The organism is Streptomyces sp. NPDC048257 (assembly GCF_043201855.1).
Taxonomy (GTDB): domain Bacteria; phylum Actinomycetota; class Actinomycetes; order Streptomycetales; family Streptomycetaceae; genus Streptomyces.
The window spans coordinates 647,516-661,332 of sequence record NZ_JBICZI010000001.1 but is presented as its reverse complement, the minus strand read 5'-3'; the positions used below and the strand labels follow the sequence as shown (position 1 = coordinate 661,332).

12 protein-coding genes and 1 pseudogene are annotated in these 13,817 nt (G+C 71.5%); 11 read left to right on the top strand and 2 right to left on the bottom strand.

All coding sequences use genetic code 11. The features are described 5' to 3' along the window. The first annotated feature begins 414 nt into the window (after positions 1-414). From ACGFZK_RS03135 to ACGFZK_RS03120, 4 genes are all read left to right on the top strand, one after another. Positions 415-1,218, top strand: coding sequence for an alpha/beta fold hydrolase (locus ACGFZK_RS03135; protein WP_393847076.1), 804 nt, complete (start codon positions 415-417; stop codon positions 1,216-1,218). Next, a complete protein-coding gene (locus tag ACGFZK_RS03130; RefSeq protein ID WP_393847075.1) occupies positions 1,218-2,504 on the top strand; it encodes a PP2C family protein-serine/threonine phosphatase in 1,287 nt (428 codons plus the stop codon). Before ACGFZK_RS03135 ends, ACGFZK_RS03130 begins: the two co-directional genes overlap by 1 nt. Further along, positions 2,501-2,869, top strand: coding sequence for an STAS domain-containing protein (locus ACGFZK_RS03125; RefSeq protein ID WP_393847074.1), 369 nt, complete (start codon positions 2,501-2,503; stop codon positions 2,867-2,869). Before ACGFZK_RS03130 ends, ACGFZK_RS03125 begins: the two co-directional genes overlap by 4 nt. A 135-nt stretch (positions 2,870-3,004) precedes the next feature. Further along, positions 3,005-4,054, top strand: coding sequence for a fatty acid desaturase family protein (locus ACGFZK_RS03120; protein WP_393847073.1), 1,050 nt, complete (start codon positions 3,005-3,007; stop codon positions 4,052-4,054). 80 nt (positions 4,055-4,134) lie between these two features. Here ACGFZK_RS03120 and ACGFZK_RS03115 read toward each other — a convergent pair whose 3' ends face one another. Both ACGFZK_RS03115 and ACGFZK_RS03110 read right to left on the bottom strand, forming a co-directional pair. After that, positions 4,135-4,596, bottom strand: a complete 462-nt coding sequence (locus tag ACGFZK_RS03115; RefSeq protein WP_393847072.1) for a hypothetical protein — start codon at positions 4,594-4,596, stop codon at positions 4,135-4,137. A 134-nt stretch (positions 4,597-4,730) separates the two neighbouring features. Continuing rightward, positions 4,731-6,518, bottom strand: coding sequence for a GAF domain-containing SpoIIE family protein phosphatase (locus tag ACGFZK_RS03110; protein ID WP_393847071.1), 1,788 nt, complete (start codon positions 6,516-6,518; stop codon positions 4,731-4,733). A 474-nt stretch (positions 6,519-6,992) separates the two neighbouring features. On the opposite strand from ACGFZK_RS03110, the gene ACGFZK_RS03105 reads away from it, so the two are divergent. From ACGFZK_RS03105 to ACGFZK_RS03075, 7 genes and pseudogenes are all read left to right on the top strand, one after another. Then, positions 6,993-7,382, top strand: a complete 390-nt coding sequence (locus tag ACGFZK_RS03105) for a hypothetical protein (RefSeq protein ID WP_393847070.1) — start codon at positions 6,993-6,995, stop codon at positions 7,380-7,382. A gap of 314 nt (positions 7,383-7,696) precedes the next feature. Then, positions 7,697-8,149, top strand: coding sequence for an SRPBCC family protein (locus ACGFZK_RS03100; protein WP_393847069.1), 453 nt, complete (start codon positions 7,697-7,699; stop codon positions 8,147-8,149). Beyond that, a pseudogene (locus ACGFZK_RS03095) lies at positions 8,142-8,622 on the top strand (NAD(P)-binding protein); the annotation flags it as partial. The gene ACGFZK_RS03100 and the pseudogene ACGFZK_RS03095, both read left to right, overlap by 8 nt. Positions 8,623-8,701: 79 nt before the next feature. After that, positions 8,702-8,896, top strand: coding sequence for a hypothetical protein (locus tag ACGFZK_RS03090; protein WP_393847068.1), 195 nt, complete (start codon positions 8,702-8,704; stop codon positions 8,894-8,896). A gap of 325 nt (positions 8,897-9,221) precedes the next feature. Beyond that, positions 9,222-10,838, top strand: a complete 1,617-nt coding sequence (mdlC, locus tag ACGFZK_RS03085; RefSeq protein ID WP_393847067.1) for a benzoylformate decarboxylase — start codon at positions 9,222-9,224, stop codon at positions 10,836-10,838. Between the two features lie 103 nt (positions 10,839-10,941). Next, positions 10,942-12,381: an FAD-binding oxidoreductase gene (locus tag ACGFZK_RS03080; protein ID WP_393847066.1), complete on the top strand. Its 1,440-nt coding sequence runs from the start codon at positions 10,942-10,944 to the stop codon at positions 12,379-12,381. After that, positions 12,378-13,814, top strand: coding sequence for a cytochrome P450 (locus ACGFZK_RS03075; protein ID WP_393847065.1), 1,437 nt, complete (start codon positions 12,378-12,380; stop codon positions 13,812-13,814). The genes ACGFZK_RS03080 and ACGFZK_RS03075 overlap by 4 nt, the downstream gene beginning before the upstream one ends. Positions 13,815-13,817 lie beyond the last annotated feature (3 nt).

The window sequence follows — 13,817 nt, the reverse complement described above, 5'->3', positions numbered from 1 at the left end:
CTTTAGCGGCCCGGGTGAAGAGGGTTTTTGGTGCAGTGGTGAGGGCTAATCGCTTTACCATGCAAGCCGCTGCCCCATGGTATTGTCGATCTCGGTTGCAGTCGCGGTTCTCAAAATTCCAAAGCGCCTCCGGTCGGTCTCCGCCTGAAAACGGAATGTTTTGTATTCTCGGGCAATTTTCCGGGTGGGCATCATTCCGGCGACACTGTGGCCGTGCAGTGCGGATTCCGCTGCACCATATGCATGGTGCAACTGTGGCCCGCGTCCTTCGGGGTGCGGGCCACAGCTGCGGGGTGTCAGCGGATTTCGACCAGGGCGCCCCCCTGCTTACCCCGCCTCTTTGCAAGGCGTGAGCGCGCACCGCTCTATTCCGGCAGCAGCGCTGACGCTCCAGGCCAATGACAGGATGACCGGATGGATATTCTCCGCAGGAACAACGTGAAGGTGATCGGCTCACCCGGCAGGCCCGTGGTGATGCTGGCGCACGGGTTCGGCTGTGACCAGAATATGTGGGGTCTGGTGCCCCCCGCGCTGGCTGAGGAATTCCAGGTGGTCCTCTTCGACTACGTCGGATCGGGCGGCTCCGACCCGTCCGCTTGGAGCGCCGAACGCTACGGGTCCTTGGATGGTTATGCCCGCGACGTGGCCGAGGTGTGCGAAGCCCTGGACCTGAGGGACGTGGCCTTCGTCGGGCATTCGGTCAGCGCGATGATCGGCGTCCGCGCGGCGGCCACCGTCCCCGAGCGGTTTTCCTCCCTGGTCATGGTCGGCCCTTCCCCTTGCTACATCGACGACGACACCTACCGAGGCGGCTTCAGCGCCGAAGACATCGACGAACTGCTGGAATCGCTCGAGTCGAACTACCTCGGCTGGTCGGCCGCGATGGCGCCGGTGATCATGGGCAACCCCGAACGTCCGGAACTGGGGGAGGCGCTGACCAACAGCTTCTGCGCCACCGATCCGGCCATGGCCCGCGTCTTCGCCCGCACCACGTTCCTCTCCGACAGCCGCGACGAACTGAAGTCGGTGAAGGTACCGACGCTGGTACTGGAATGCGCCCAGGACGTGATCGCGCCGCGGGAGGTCGGCGCCTACGTCCACGCGGCCGTCCCCGGAAGCCGCCTGATCACCCTGGACGCAACGGGTCACTGCCCCCAGCTGAGCAATCCCGAGGCCACCACGTCAGCCATCCGCACGTTCCTGCGGGAGCTGCGGTGATGGGCTGCACCGCCCGGAACCCGGAGCGGCCGGAGGACGAAGAGTCGGCCACCGACGCGGTGTTCTCCTCCCTGCTGGAGGACAGCGCCGAGGAACTCTACGAATCGGCCCCCTGCGGCTACCTGTCCACCTTGATGGACGGCACCATCGCCAGGATCAACAGAACGCTCCTGGACTGGCTCGGCCTCACGCGCGAGCAAGTCGTGGGCCGCAAACGCTTCACCGACCTCCTCACGATCGGCGGCAAGCTCTACCACGAGACGCACTTCGCGCCGCTCCTGCGGATGCAGGGGAAGATCGGCGAGATTGCGCTGGAGCTCAAGGCGTCGGGCGGCGGGCGCCTCCCGGTCCTGGTCACCTCCAGCGTGAAGACGAGCGGCGACGGCGAGCCGATGCTGATCCGCACCACCGTCTTCGACGCCCGCCAGCGCCGCGCCTACGAAGGCGAACTGCTCCGGGAGCGTCAGGTGGCGGAGGAAGCCCGCCGACAGGCCGAAGCCGACCGGGAGCGACTGAGGGAAGCACTCGCGGTGCTCCAGCAGAGCCTGCTCCCCGCCGCCCTGCCCGTGGTGCCCGGCATGGAAGCGTCCTCCTACTACCACACCGCCTCCGTCGACCGGCTCGGCGGAGACTTCTACGACCTGTTCCCGCTGGACGACAAGCGCTGGGCGTTCTTCCTCGGAGACGTGTGCGGCAAGGGCCCCCAGGCGGCCGCGGTGACCTCCCTGACCCGCTACACCCTGCGCGCCGCAGCCCTCCACGATCCCGATCCCATAGCCGCGCTGTCCACCCTGAACACCGTGCTGCACGAGCGGTTCACGAGCGGGGACCCGCGCTACTGCACCGCGATCTTCGGTGTGATGGAACCCGACCCCGGCGCCGGAACCGTTGCCGTGCGCCTGGCGTCCGGCGGCCATCCCCCCGCGCTCGTCGTGCGTGCCGACGGCCGGGCCGACTACCTCCCCACCCCCGGCGGCCTCCTCATCGGAATCCTGCCCGCCCCGCACTTCACCCCCGCCGAGACCACGCTCGGCCCCGGCGACTCCCTCCTCCTCTACACCGACGGCCTCACCGAAGCCCGTGTCGGCGAAAACCGCGAACTCTACGGCGAAGACGCCCTGCGCACCTTCGCCGCCGGCCTCGCCCGTGCCGGGACGCACGGGTTGATCACCGGCCTCACCGGTCTCCTGGACGGCTTCGGTGAAGGCCTGGACGACGACACGGCTCTCCTGGCCCTCGGCGTGCCCCGTCCGGTCCCTGGTGCGCGAGAGCGCGATCTGACATGAGCGCCCTGACGATCACCACCCGAGACGCCACCACCGGCCCCGTACTGGAAATCGCCGGTGACCTCGACTACGACCAGGCCCCCCGCCTTCGACAGCTCGTGGCGACTCTCAGCCTGGAACCGGGACAATGCCTCGTCCTGGACCTCTCCCGCATACGGTTCTGCGACTCCAGCGGCATCACCGCCCTCCTCGTCGCCCGCAACCACGCTGTCGCCGCCCACGCCGACATTGCTCTGGTGGCCGTCCCCGACAACACGCTCCGCATCCTGCGCATCGTCGGCCTCGACCGGGTCTTCACCATCCACCCCGCCCTCGACACGGCCACAGCACACGGACCGGCGGCCAGAGGTACGTCAGAAGCCTGATGGTGTTCCATCCTGGCCGAAGCCGCACGTTCATGACGCCGTTCGGGGGTATGTGCCATGTGGGCACCTGCGGCTCCGGCGTACCTCCTTGGGTACGCGCCACCGCCCCTCACGTACGGAAAGTGACTCCTGATCATGAATTCCTCACAGACGGTGCGTCCCCCTCCCGCACCGGCGGAGCTGGGCAGCGACTTCGCCCGGCTCTCGAAGAAGATCCAGGCGGCAGGCCTCATGAGCCGCCGCCCCGGCTACTACGCCCTCCGCATCACCGCCGTCACAGCCCTCTACGCCGGGGGTTGGACGGCTTTCGTACTGATCGGCGACAGCTGGTGGACGCTCCTCGCCGCCGGACTCCTCTCCCTCGTGTTCGGGCAGGTCGCCCTTCTGGCACACGACATCGCGCACCGTCAGGTCTTCCGGCTCCGCAAGCCCAGTGAACTGTCCGGGCGCATCGCCGGGAACCTCGGCATCGGCATGGGATACGGCTGGTGGCAGGACAAGCACACTCGGCACCACGCCAACCCCAACCACGAGGACCTCGACCCCGACCTCGATCCGGACATCCTCGTCTGGACCCAGGACCAGGCCCGGGTCGCCACGGGACTGCCGCGGATCCTGGGCCGTCACCAAGCGCTCCTGTTCTTCCCGCTGCTCACGCTCGAGGGCTTCAATCTGCACGTGTCCGGGGTGCGGTCGCTGGCCGACCGTTCCCTCAAGAACCGTGCGTGGGAAGGTGTCCTTCTCCTCATGCACCTCTCGGCCTACCTCGGTGCGGTGTTCCTGGTGCTGTCGCCCGGGAGGGCGATCGTGTTCCTCGTCGTCCACCAATGCCTCTTCGGTGTCTACCTCGGCTCGATCTTCGCCCCGAACCACAAGGGCATGCCGGTCCTGCGGGGCACCGACCGCCCGGACTTCCTGCGCCGTCAGGTGACGACCTCCCGCGACGTACGGGGCGGCCGCTTCACCGACATGGTTCTCGGCGGCCTGAACTACCAGATCGAGCACCACCTCTTCCCGAGCATGCCGAGCCCGCACCTGCGCCGGGCCCAGGTCATCGTCCGCAGTCACTGCCGGGAACTGGGTGTCAGCTACCTGGAGACCAGCCTGATCGGCTCGTACCGGCAGACGCTCGCCAGCCTTCACGATGCCGGCGCCCCGATCCGGCAGCGTCGTCGCCGGGCTTGAAGGCGTGAAGAAGCCTTCATCCGAGGCATGACGGCCCGCCGGGCGCCTCCCGAACCGAAGGCCCGGCCGGCAGGCTTCCGTCAGCGGCGCGCGGTTCGGTGGCCGAACCAGTGGCCTCGACCGCGGGGGGCGTCGGCCACCGGGGCGCCGGTCTCGGCGCGGGCGTCGTCGGCCAGCGGGGCACCGGTCTCGGCGCGGGCGTCGTCGCGTTGCTTGATCAGGTCGTCGCGCTCGCGGTCTGCGACAGTGGCATCACGGCGTGAAGCGCCGAGCTCCCGTCGGGCCTGCGCCGAGCGACGGGCCGAGCGACGGGCCGAACGGCGAGCGCCCATCATGACCAGCGTCAGACCCAGGAGGGCGACGGCTCCCACGATGATTCCGGTCAGGAAGAGGGATCCGGTCGAACCAGTGGCGTGGTAGCCGAAGATCGAGAAGTCGCCGCCGACGCCGAGATCGTGTCCAGCGCCGGTGTTGCCGAACACTCCGGCCACGCCGACGACGATGGCGGCGATCAGAATGATGAGCCCGAGGATGAGGATCATGGAACTTCTCCTTGGATCCGCGCCCGGACACATCGCCGGACACGGCTGGCGGCTACCCAGGCTGTGAACCGTCAAGCCAAAACGGGGGACACCGAGTGGACCTCGACGGCCGCCGGCACCACTTGGCAGCGCCTTCAGGGAACGCGCAGCGCCAGTACCACGACGTCGTCCCCGGGCGCAGGGTCGGCCGGCCAACTGCTGATCCGGCGGAGCAGTTCGGCCGGCGGACGGTCACCGTGGGTGGCGAGCAGGGCGACGAGTTCTGCGATCGAGGCGTCGATGTCGCGGCCGCGGCGCTCGATGAGCCCGTCGGTGTAGAGCAACAGCGTCGAGCCCGCGGGGAGGTTTCGCCGGGCCTCGGTGCGGTGGAACGGCCCGAGGCCCCTGTGGAGGAGGATGTCGTGCTCCACCAGGAGGCTCACCCGGCCGTCGGGGGTACGCAGCAGCGGCGGCGGGTGGCCGGCGTTCGACCAGGTCAGCGTCCAGCCGGGACCGCCGTCGGCGAGGTCGAGGCGGGCGTGGACCAGCGTGCCGCTGGCGTCGATGGGCAGGACCGAGCAAGCGGCGTCGAGCGCGGTCAGCGCCGTGGCCGGGCTGTACGGCGGGTGGTCGAGGGTGGCCTGGCGCAGCATGCTGCGGATCTGGCCCATGATCGTGGCTGCGTGCATGTCGTGGCCGGTGATGTCGCCCACCGTGACCATGAGGGCTCCGGGCGCACCGCCGGGTGAGGCGGGCGGCAGTCGGTAGGCGTCGTACCAGTCCCCACCGATCATGTCGCCGACCGCGGCCGGCTGGTACAGGGCGCTGATCTCGACGTGATCGGTGAGGGGAAGATCGGTGAGCATGGCTTCCTGGAGCTCCCGGGCCACGGAGATCCGCTCGTCCAGGTACAGGGCGCGCTCCACCGCCTGCGCGACGTAGCCCGACGCTGCGGTGAGCGTGGCACGCTCCGTGACGCCCACCTCGTGCCGCGTGGCCCAGCAGACCGCGAGCACGCCGAGCAGGGCGCGGCTGCCCCAGAGCGGCAGACACAGCACGGTGGTGAAACCCATGCGGTCGAAGAAGCCGACCGCCTCTGGGCCGTACCCGGCGACGAGCGCCTCGCGGTCGGGCACGAAGACCGCCTGCCGTTCCCGCATGGCCCGAGTGCTCGGGAATGCCGCGCTCAGGGGCAGCGTGAGGACCTCCCGTTCCACAGAGTGGTCGACGTCCGGGTCGGCAACCAGGTGCAGCTCGTCCTTGTCGGCGACCAGCAGGCCGACGTACGAGGGCTTCCCGACGCCGACGAAAAGGTCCCGCACCCGGCGTCGGACGTCCTCCAGCCCGGACGTCTGGGCCAGCTCCTCCGAAGCTCGCAGCAGCAGCTCGGCATGGTCCAATGCGGCCTGGGCCACGTGCTCCAGGCGCTGCGCGTCGCTCCGGGCGCGCTCCGCGTCCCTCCGGGCGCGCTCGGCGGCGGCCCGTGCGGTCTCCAGCACCTTCTGTGCGGACCGGCTCTGCGCCGACAGGATGCGCAGGCACAGCTCGGCGGAGCAGGCCGCGGCCAGGTCCTTCAGGTCGGTCAGCTCGCCGCCACCCCACGTCCGGGCCTCGTGGTCGACGGCGCACAAGGAGCCCAGGACCAGCCCGTCGGTGTCGGTCAGCGGCATTCCGGCATACGCGATGAGTCCGAGATCCTCGATGGCCGGGTGGGTACGGAGCCGGTCGTCGGCGCGGGCGTCGGGCACGACCAGGGGCTGCCCGGAGGTCACCACGTACCGGCAGAGCGCATGCGCATGCGACAGCGGCAGCGCCCGGCGTCCCGCCCACGGCTCCGGCAGGCCGATCATGCCGGGCAGGATCTGCCGGTCCTCCTCGACCAGCGAAACGAAAGCGACCGGCACGCGCAGCAGTCGTGAAACCAGCCGGGCGAACCGGTCCATTCCGGTGTCCGATTCTGCCGAAAGACCGGCCAGCCTCAAGGCCCGTCGCTGTGCGCTGCCCGGGTCCGCTCCGGATAACCGCACCTGTTCCGGCATCTGTCCTCCGGTCGCGCTGTCCAGAAGCCCTCAACCGCATCCTAGAACAGCGGGGGGCTGCTTCGCCGTCATACGGTGACAGGGGTGAGGGACGCCGGGGAGCGGCTCCCGAGCAGTCGGGCAGGCGCGAGGTGCTGCGGGAGAGCCTGCTGCGGCCTGCTCCGTCCCGTTCGACGAAGGGCTCAGCGCTGACACGCCACAGCAGCCTGCGGGGCCTGCACGTTCTGCCGGGCCCGGAGGGCGCACCCCGAGCCGAGATACGTGCTGCGCCCTCCGGAGCCGACACGACCACTTCGGCGAACGGTGGGACGATGGCAGGACAGCGGTAGAGGCGCTCGTACCCGTGCGCCCGTCCCGAGAGAGACTGTAGGCCAGGCCATGACGAAGCAGCCGAAGCCGTCCCAGCCCGCCCACGGCAAGGGTCCGAGTCGCCACGAGGGCACCAAGCAGCACGGCTGGTCGCCGGACGTGGACGAGACCCGTCAGCAGGACAACCCGAGTGCCCACCGTTCCTTCCATCCGGACGAGTACGCCCCGGACGAGGGGCCCGGCCGGACGGTTTCCAAGGAAGAGGCCGGAAACCCCCACGGCAGACCGGTGAAGAGCAGGGGCGCACGCGGGGAGGACCAGGGCAAGGGCTCCGGGGAGAACGGCATGCACGACCTGGGCACCCGGGGCCGGTCGCAGCGGCCCAGCGGAACGAAGGACGCTTCCGCCTCGACTGGCGTGGATCCCCAGGACCCGCCCGGCAAGCGCGGCCGCGGGTAGCGCAGCGCAGCTCCCTGGCCGCAGTCCGACGCTTCGCGCCGGGCCGTCGCGAAGCGCGACGAGGAAGAGGCGAGGAAGAGGCGCCGAGCCCAGTGGCGTCCGGAGCACGGTGCGTCCGAGTACGAGCGCCGTATCGGGCCAACGAAGGGCCCCGGCCACCGATCCGGGTCGCCCAGATCCGGGTCGCCGGCCGATCCGGGTCGCCGGCCGCCGGTCAGGAGACCGCCGGGCGAGGGGCAAGCGCCCTCGGCCGGTGCACCGTTCAGTGCGCGCGGCCCCGGCACCTGTCCGTCTCCGGTAGGAGGACTTCTCTCATGGCCGTCCGAAACCAGCTGATCAACCGGTCCCCACAGGCCGTGTGGGCGGTGCTCGCCGATCCGGACCTGTACGGGGAGTGGGTGGTGGGCCCGTCCGAGTCCACACCGCTCGATCAGCTCTGGCCGAAGGTCGGATCCCGGCTCCGCTACACCGTGCGGCTCGGCCCCTGGTCGACCGCTGGGGTCACGACCGTACGTCACATGGAACGCGGCAGGGAGCTGGAGTTGGAGGCGTCGTTCAAGGCTCTGGGCACGGCGAGGATCTTCCTCCAGCTCCGGCCGTGGGGCGAGGAGACCCTCGTCGTCTGCGACGAGCACCCCCTGCGCGGCCTGGGCGGCACCCTTCACAACCCCGCCGTGGAAGCCCTGCTCCAGCTCCGGCACCGAGGGATGCTGGCCCGCCTGGCCAGGATCGTGGAAGAGCATCACGCAGAGGCCCGCCATGCCTGACGCGGTGGTGATCGGCTCGGGCCCCGACGGGCTCGTCGCCGCGAACCTCTTGGCCGACGCAGGCTGGAGCGTGGAAGTCCTGGAGGCGCAGCCGGAGCCCGGCGGGGCCGTGCGCAGCGACCGGGGTTGGTACTGGCCGACACGTCGGCGCCGGCCCTGTACCGGGAGCTCGTCGGCGAGGAGCACCTGCCCGCCCGGCTCGTGCGGGACCTGGAACGCTTCCAGTGGGACTTCGCCACGTTCAAGGTCGACTGGGCACTGACCGGCCCGGTGCCGTGGACGGTCCACGTGGCCGACGGCGTCGACGGCCTGACCCGGTTCGCCTCGCAGATCGCGATCAGATGACCACCGCGGATCCCAGCCGCTCACCGGCCGGCGCGGAGTCGGCCCGGGCCTACACCCACCTCCCCCAGCACATAGCCTCCGACGCCGGCCCCGACCGCATCACCGGCCACGCTACGGTCCGTAGTCGAAATGATGCGAAATGCGACCATATGTGTCAGCGTAGCGGAGGAGGCGTCCTTGCCTCCCCATTCCGAAGGAGTTGCCGTCATGGGCGGTACGCAGGACAAGCGCCAGGAGCCGGGCAAGGGCCGTGAGGAACAGCAGCGCCCGCAACGTCCCGGCCAGGACCCGGTGCACCCCGAGCCCGCCCGGCCGTCCCGTCAGCCGGGCCGCGAGGAGAAGACGCACCGTCGCGAGGACGACCTGCTGCGCGAAGAGGACCTGCGCGGCGAGAACGTCTGACCCGAGCGCCACCCCACGCACGCAGAGCCCGGCCGGAGCCCGTAGTCACCCCGGCCGGGCTCTGTCACGTCCCGGCCCGACGCGCTCCGCGTCACATTGCGAGGCTCCAGCGCCGAGCGCAGAAGCCCACTTGTGGGGGACGTTCCCGTCACCGGGTGGACGGGGCGTCAACACGGGGGAACGGCCGGGGCGGTGTCCTGCCGCGCTCCGCGGCGTGGATGTAGCAGGCCGTGTCACCCGGTGGAGCGGTTTTGCCATTGTCCACGGAGCGTGATGTCTTGATCACCATCAGTTGTTTCCGGCTGGGCGGCGGAAGGATCCACACATGCGCACGGTTCGAGAAGCGGTCCTGGATGTACTGAGGGCCCGCGGCATGACCACGGTGTTCGGCAATCCGGGCTCGACCGAACTGCCCATGCTCAAGCGGTTCCCGGAGGACTTCCGGTACGTACTCGGCCTCCAGGAGGCCGTCGTCGTCGGCATGGCCGACGGCTTCGCCCTCGCCTCCGGCACCACCGCCCTGGTGAACCTGCACACCGGCCCCGGCACCGGGAACGCCATGGGTGCCATCCTCAACGCCCGCGCCAACCGCACCCCCATGGTGGTCACCGCCGGCCAGCAGGTCCGCGCCATGCTCACCATGGAGGCCCTGCTCTCCAACCCCCAGGCGACGCTCCTCCCGCAGCCCGCCGTGAAATGGGCGTACGAGCCCCCGCGCCCCGCGGACGTGGCTCCCGCGCTCGCCCGCGCCGCCCACCTCGCCGAAACCCCGCCGCACGGGCCGGTGTTCGTCTCCCTCCCCATGGACGACTTCGACGCCGAGCTCACCGAGGCCGAGGACCGCGGCGCGCAGACCGCGGCCGCCCGCCGCGTCACCCACGCCACCGGCCCCGCCCCGGAGACGGTGCGGCACCTCGCCGACCGCATCGCGGGAGCCCGCTCAGCCGTCCTCGTCGTCGGAGACGACGTCGACGCGTCCGGCGCCTGGGACGCGGTCGTCGCACTCGCGGAACGCACCGGCCTGCCGGTCTGGGCGGCCCCGGTCTCCGCCCGAGTGGCCTTCCCCCGCAACCACCCGCAGTTCCGCGGTGAACTCGTCCCGGCCATCGGCCCGCTCACCCAGCAGCTGACCGGCCACGACCTCGTCGTGGTCATCGGCGCGCCCGTCTTCCGCTACTACCCCTACATTCCGGGCTCCTACCTGCCGGACGGCGCCGAGCTGATCCTGCTGACCCGGGACGCGGAAGAGGCGGCCAAGGCCCCCGTCGGGGACGCGGTCGTCGCCGATCTCGCGCTGTCCGCCCGGGCCCTCACCGACCGGCTCGCCGATGTGCTCCCGCCCCGCGGGCCGGCCCCCCGGCCCCACGAGCGGGTACGGATCCCCGAAGGCCCCGAGGGCGTGCTGACCCCCCTCGCAGCCATGACCGCCATCGCCCAGGGCGCCCCCGACAACACCCTCTGGGTCAACGAGTCGCCCTCCAACGTCCCGCAGTTCCACGAGGCCACCCGGATCAGCACCCCCGGCTCGTACCTCTTCTCCGCCGGCGGTGGCCTCGGATTCGGTGCGGCGGCCGCCGTCGGAGCACAGCTGGGCGCCCCCGACCGGCCCGTCGTCGCGGTCATCGGCGACGGTTCGATCCACTACGCCGTCCAGGCCCTGTGGACCGCCGCCACCTACAAGGTCCCCGTCACCTTCGTGGTCCTCAGCAACGCCCGCTACGCGATCCTCCAGTGGTTCGCGCAGATCGAGCACGCCCAGGGCGCCCCCGGCCTCGACATCCCGGGCCTCGACATCACGGCGATCGCCACCGGCTACGGCGTCCGCGCGCACACCGCCCACGGCGCCGGCGAACTCACCAAACTCGTCCGGGACTCGGCCGCCCAGCAGGACGGGCCGGTGCTCATCGACGTACCGATCACGACCGAGCTCCCCTCCCTCTGAGCACAGTCCTCCCCACCGTCAGCGCCAACGCCGTGGCCGGCACCGTCACGACCGCCGCCACGAGCACTGTCACGAGCACTGTCACGACTCCAGAAGGCCCGGTATGCCCACCGCCCCCACACCCTCCGCCCCCGGCAACCCCGCCACCGGCTCCGCCCTGCTCCTCGACCGGCTCCGCGCCGGGCTCCCCGCCGACGCCCTGCGCACCGACCCCGCGGCACTCGCCGCCCACACCCGCGACGCGGCACCCTTCTCCGAAGCGGGCACCCCCGCGGTCGTCGCCCTCCCGCACGACGCCGATCAGGTCGCGCACGTCCTGCGCACCACGTACGAACTCGGTGTCCCCGTCGTCCCGCAGGGCGCCCGTACCGGACTTGCCGGCGCCGCGAACGCCATCGACGGGTGCGTGGTCCTGTCCACCGCCCGGATGGACCGGATCATCGAAATCGACCCGGCCAACCGGCTCGTGCGCTGCGAGCCCGGAGTCGTCACCAAACACCTGAACGACGCCGTCGCCGAACACGGCCTGACCTACCCGCCCGACCCCGCCTCCTGGGAGCGCTGCACCATCGGCGGAAACATCGCCACCGGCGCGGGCGGCATCTGCTGCGTGAAGTACGGGGTCACGGCCGACTACGTGCTCGGCTTGGACCTCGTCCTGCCCGACGGCCGGCGTACGCGTACCGGACGCGACACCGCCAAGGGCGTCGCGGGCTACGATCTGACGCGGCTGATCGTCGGCTCGGAAGGCACCCTCGCGGTCGTCGTCGGCGCCACCCTCGCGCTGCGGCCCGCCCGCCCGGCCGCGCTCGCGCTGCTCGCGCAGTTCCCCAGCCTCACCGCCGCCGGGGACGCCGTCGCGGCGATCACCGCGGCCGGCCACATCCCCTCCGCGCTCGAACTCCTCGACCGGGCCACGTCCCAGGCCGTCGCCGACCACGGGCACGCCCTGCTGCGACCCGGCAGCGCCGCCACCCTCATCGTCGAGAGCGACACGACCGACCCCGCGGGCGACCTCCTCGCGATGGAACTCCTCTGCAAGGAGGCCGGAGCCGAGCACCTCCACACCGCCTCGACCCCCGAGGAGTCCCGACAGGTCATCGAGGCCAGGCGGCTGGTCACCCCGGCCCTCGGCGCCTTCGCCGCCACCCTCGGCGGCCAACCCACCGCGTTCATCGAGGACGTGGCCGTACCCCGCTCCGAACTCCCCAAGTTCATCGGCACGATCGAGGAGATCGCCCGCCGCAACCGGCTGCGGATCTTCACCCTCGGCCACGCCGGGGACGGCAACCTCCACCCGACCGTCGTCTTCGACGAGTCGGACCCGGAGGAGTTCCGCCGGGCCCAGGTCGCGTACGACGAGATCATGGGCGCCGGGCTCGCCCTCGGCGGCACCAGCACCGGCGAACACGGCATCGGCACCCTCAAGCGCGACTGGCTCGCCCGCGAACTCGACCCGGTGAGCCTGGAGTTGCAGCGCGGACTCAAGCGGCTCTTCGACCCGAAGAACCTGCTGAACCCCGGGAAGGTCGTCGAGGCGTGACCGGGACCGAGAGCCGGGTCGACACGGCGACCGGAAGCGCGAGCGGGAGCCCGACGGACGACCCGACCACCCCCGCGGCCCTTGGGGCCCCCACCGCCCCCGCGCCCTCCACCGCCCGCCAGGGCCGAGCCGGCATCGTCGAGACCGCCCGCTTCGTCGCCACCCACACCCTGCCCGTCTTCGTCCGAGGTGTCGTCAGCCCCCGGTTCAAGGTCGTGTCGGCGTACGCCGCCCTCGACCAGTACGGCTGGTCGGCGGCCACCCTGCGCGCCATGCGCGCGCGGCACGGCGGCGCCCCCGTCACCGTGCGCGGGCTCTCCGGGCGGATGCTGGTGCTGTTCGACCCGGCGGACATCCGGCAGTTCTTCGAGGAGCCCGTACGCACCCTCGCCATGGACGCCGAGGACAAGCTCAAGGGCCTGAACGGCGTCGAGCCCACCGGCGTCATCTGCTCCCACGGCGACCTCCGCGAGGACCGGCGGAAGGTCAACGACGAGGCCCTCGCCTGGGGGAGCCCCGTCCACCCCGCCTGCGCGCAGTACCAGACCGTCGTCGAGGAGGAGAGCCGGCCGCTCACCGGCCACCCCGTCCTCGACTTCGAGGCGGTGCGCCGCTGCCTCGGCCGGATCTCCCGCCGGGTGGTCCTCGGCGACCGGGCCGCGGACGACGGGGAGCTGGCCGGCTGGCTGCGCACCCTGCGCGACGAGGGCAACTGGATGGGCCTGCGCAAGAGCCGGGCCGAAGCCAACCGGGCGGTCTACGCCAAAGCCTCGGAGCGGATCGCGGCGTACGCGGCCGACGCACCCGCCCACGCCCTCGCCGCCCGGGCCCTCGCGCACCCCGCCCCCCAGGGCACCGACCCGCTCGGCCAGGTCCACCACTGGCTGCTGGCCATCGACGTCGCCGCCCCCGTCGTCGCCCGCACCCTGCTGCTGCTCGCCGGCCACCCGGCCGAGCAGGACGCCGCGCACGCGGACGCGGTCACCGCCTCGCCCGGTCTGCCCCGGCTGCGGGCCTGCGTACAGGAATCGGTGCGGCTCTATCCGATCGTCCCCGACCTGGTACGGGTCACCCGCGCCGAAACCGAATGGCGCGGGGTGCGCTACCCGGCCGGGACCTCCGTCCTGGTCCCCATCGGGTTCCACCAGCGGGACTCCGCCCGCGTACCGGCGGGCGACCTCTTCGTACCCGGCCGCTGGCTGGAGCCGGACGCCGACCGGGACACCCGGATGGCGCCCTTCGGCCACGGCGGCGGACGCTGCCCCGGCGACCAGCTCGCCCTGCTCCTGACCTCGGCCGTCTGCGCGCAGGTGCTGCGGAGCCACCGGATCACCGGGGGCCGCCCCGCCGTCGACCCGCACCGTCCGCTGCCCGGAACGCTGGACACGGCCGCGATGCGGCTGCGGCTGGCCCACCGCCGAGACCCGGAATGAGTC

Bases quoted from the DNA above. Each gene is read 5' to 3' on its own strand.
- ACGFZK_RS03135 (WP_393847076.1), top strand. From the start codon at position 415: ATGGATATTCTCCGCAGGAACAACGTGAAGGTGATCGGCTCACCCGGC.
- ACGFZK_RS03130 (WP_393847075.1), top strand. From the start codon at position 1,218: ATGGGCTGCACCGCCCGGAACCCGGAGCGGCCGGAGGACGAAGAGTCG.
- ACGFZK_RS03125 (WP_393847074.1), top strand. From the start codon at position 2,501: ATGAGCGCCCTGACGATCACCACCCGAGACGCCACCACCGGCCCCGTA.
- ACGFZK_RS03120 (WP_393847073.1), top strand. From the start codon at position 3,005: ATGAATTCCTCACAGACGGTGCGTCCCCCTCCCGCACCGGCGGAGCTG.
- ACGFZK_RS03115 (WP_393847072.1), bottom strand. From the start codon at position 4,596: ATGATCCTCATCCTCGGGCTCATCATTCTGATCGCCGCCATCGTCGTC.
- ACGFZK_RS03110 (WP_393847071.1), bottom strand. From the start codon at position 6,518: ATGGACCGGTTCGCCCGGCTGGTTTCACGACTGCTGCGCGTGCCGGTC.
- ACGFZK_RS03105 (WP_393847070.1), top strand. From the start codon at position 6,993: ATGACGAAGCAGCCGAAGCCGTCCCAGCCCGCCCACGGCAAGGGTCCG.
- ACGFZK_RS03100 (WP_393847069.1), top strand. From the start codon at position 7,697: ATGGCCGTCCGAAACCAGCTGATCAACCGGTCCCCACAGGCCGTGTGG.
- ACGFZK_RS03090 (WP_393847068.1), top strand. From the start codon at position 8,702: ATGGGCGGTACGCAGGACAAGCGCCAGGAGCCGGGCAAGGGCCGTGAG.
- mdlC (WP_393847067.1), top strand. From the start codon at position 9,222: ATGCGCACGGTTCGAGAAGCGGTCCTGGATGTACTGAGGGCCCGCGGC.
- ACGFZK_RS03080 (WP_393847066.1), top strand. From the start codon at position 10,942: ATGCCCACCGCCCCCACACCCTCCGCCCCCGGCAACCCCGCCACCGGC.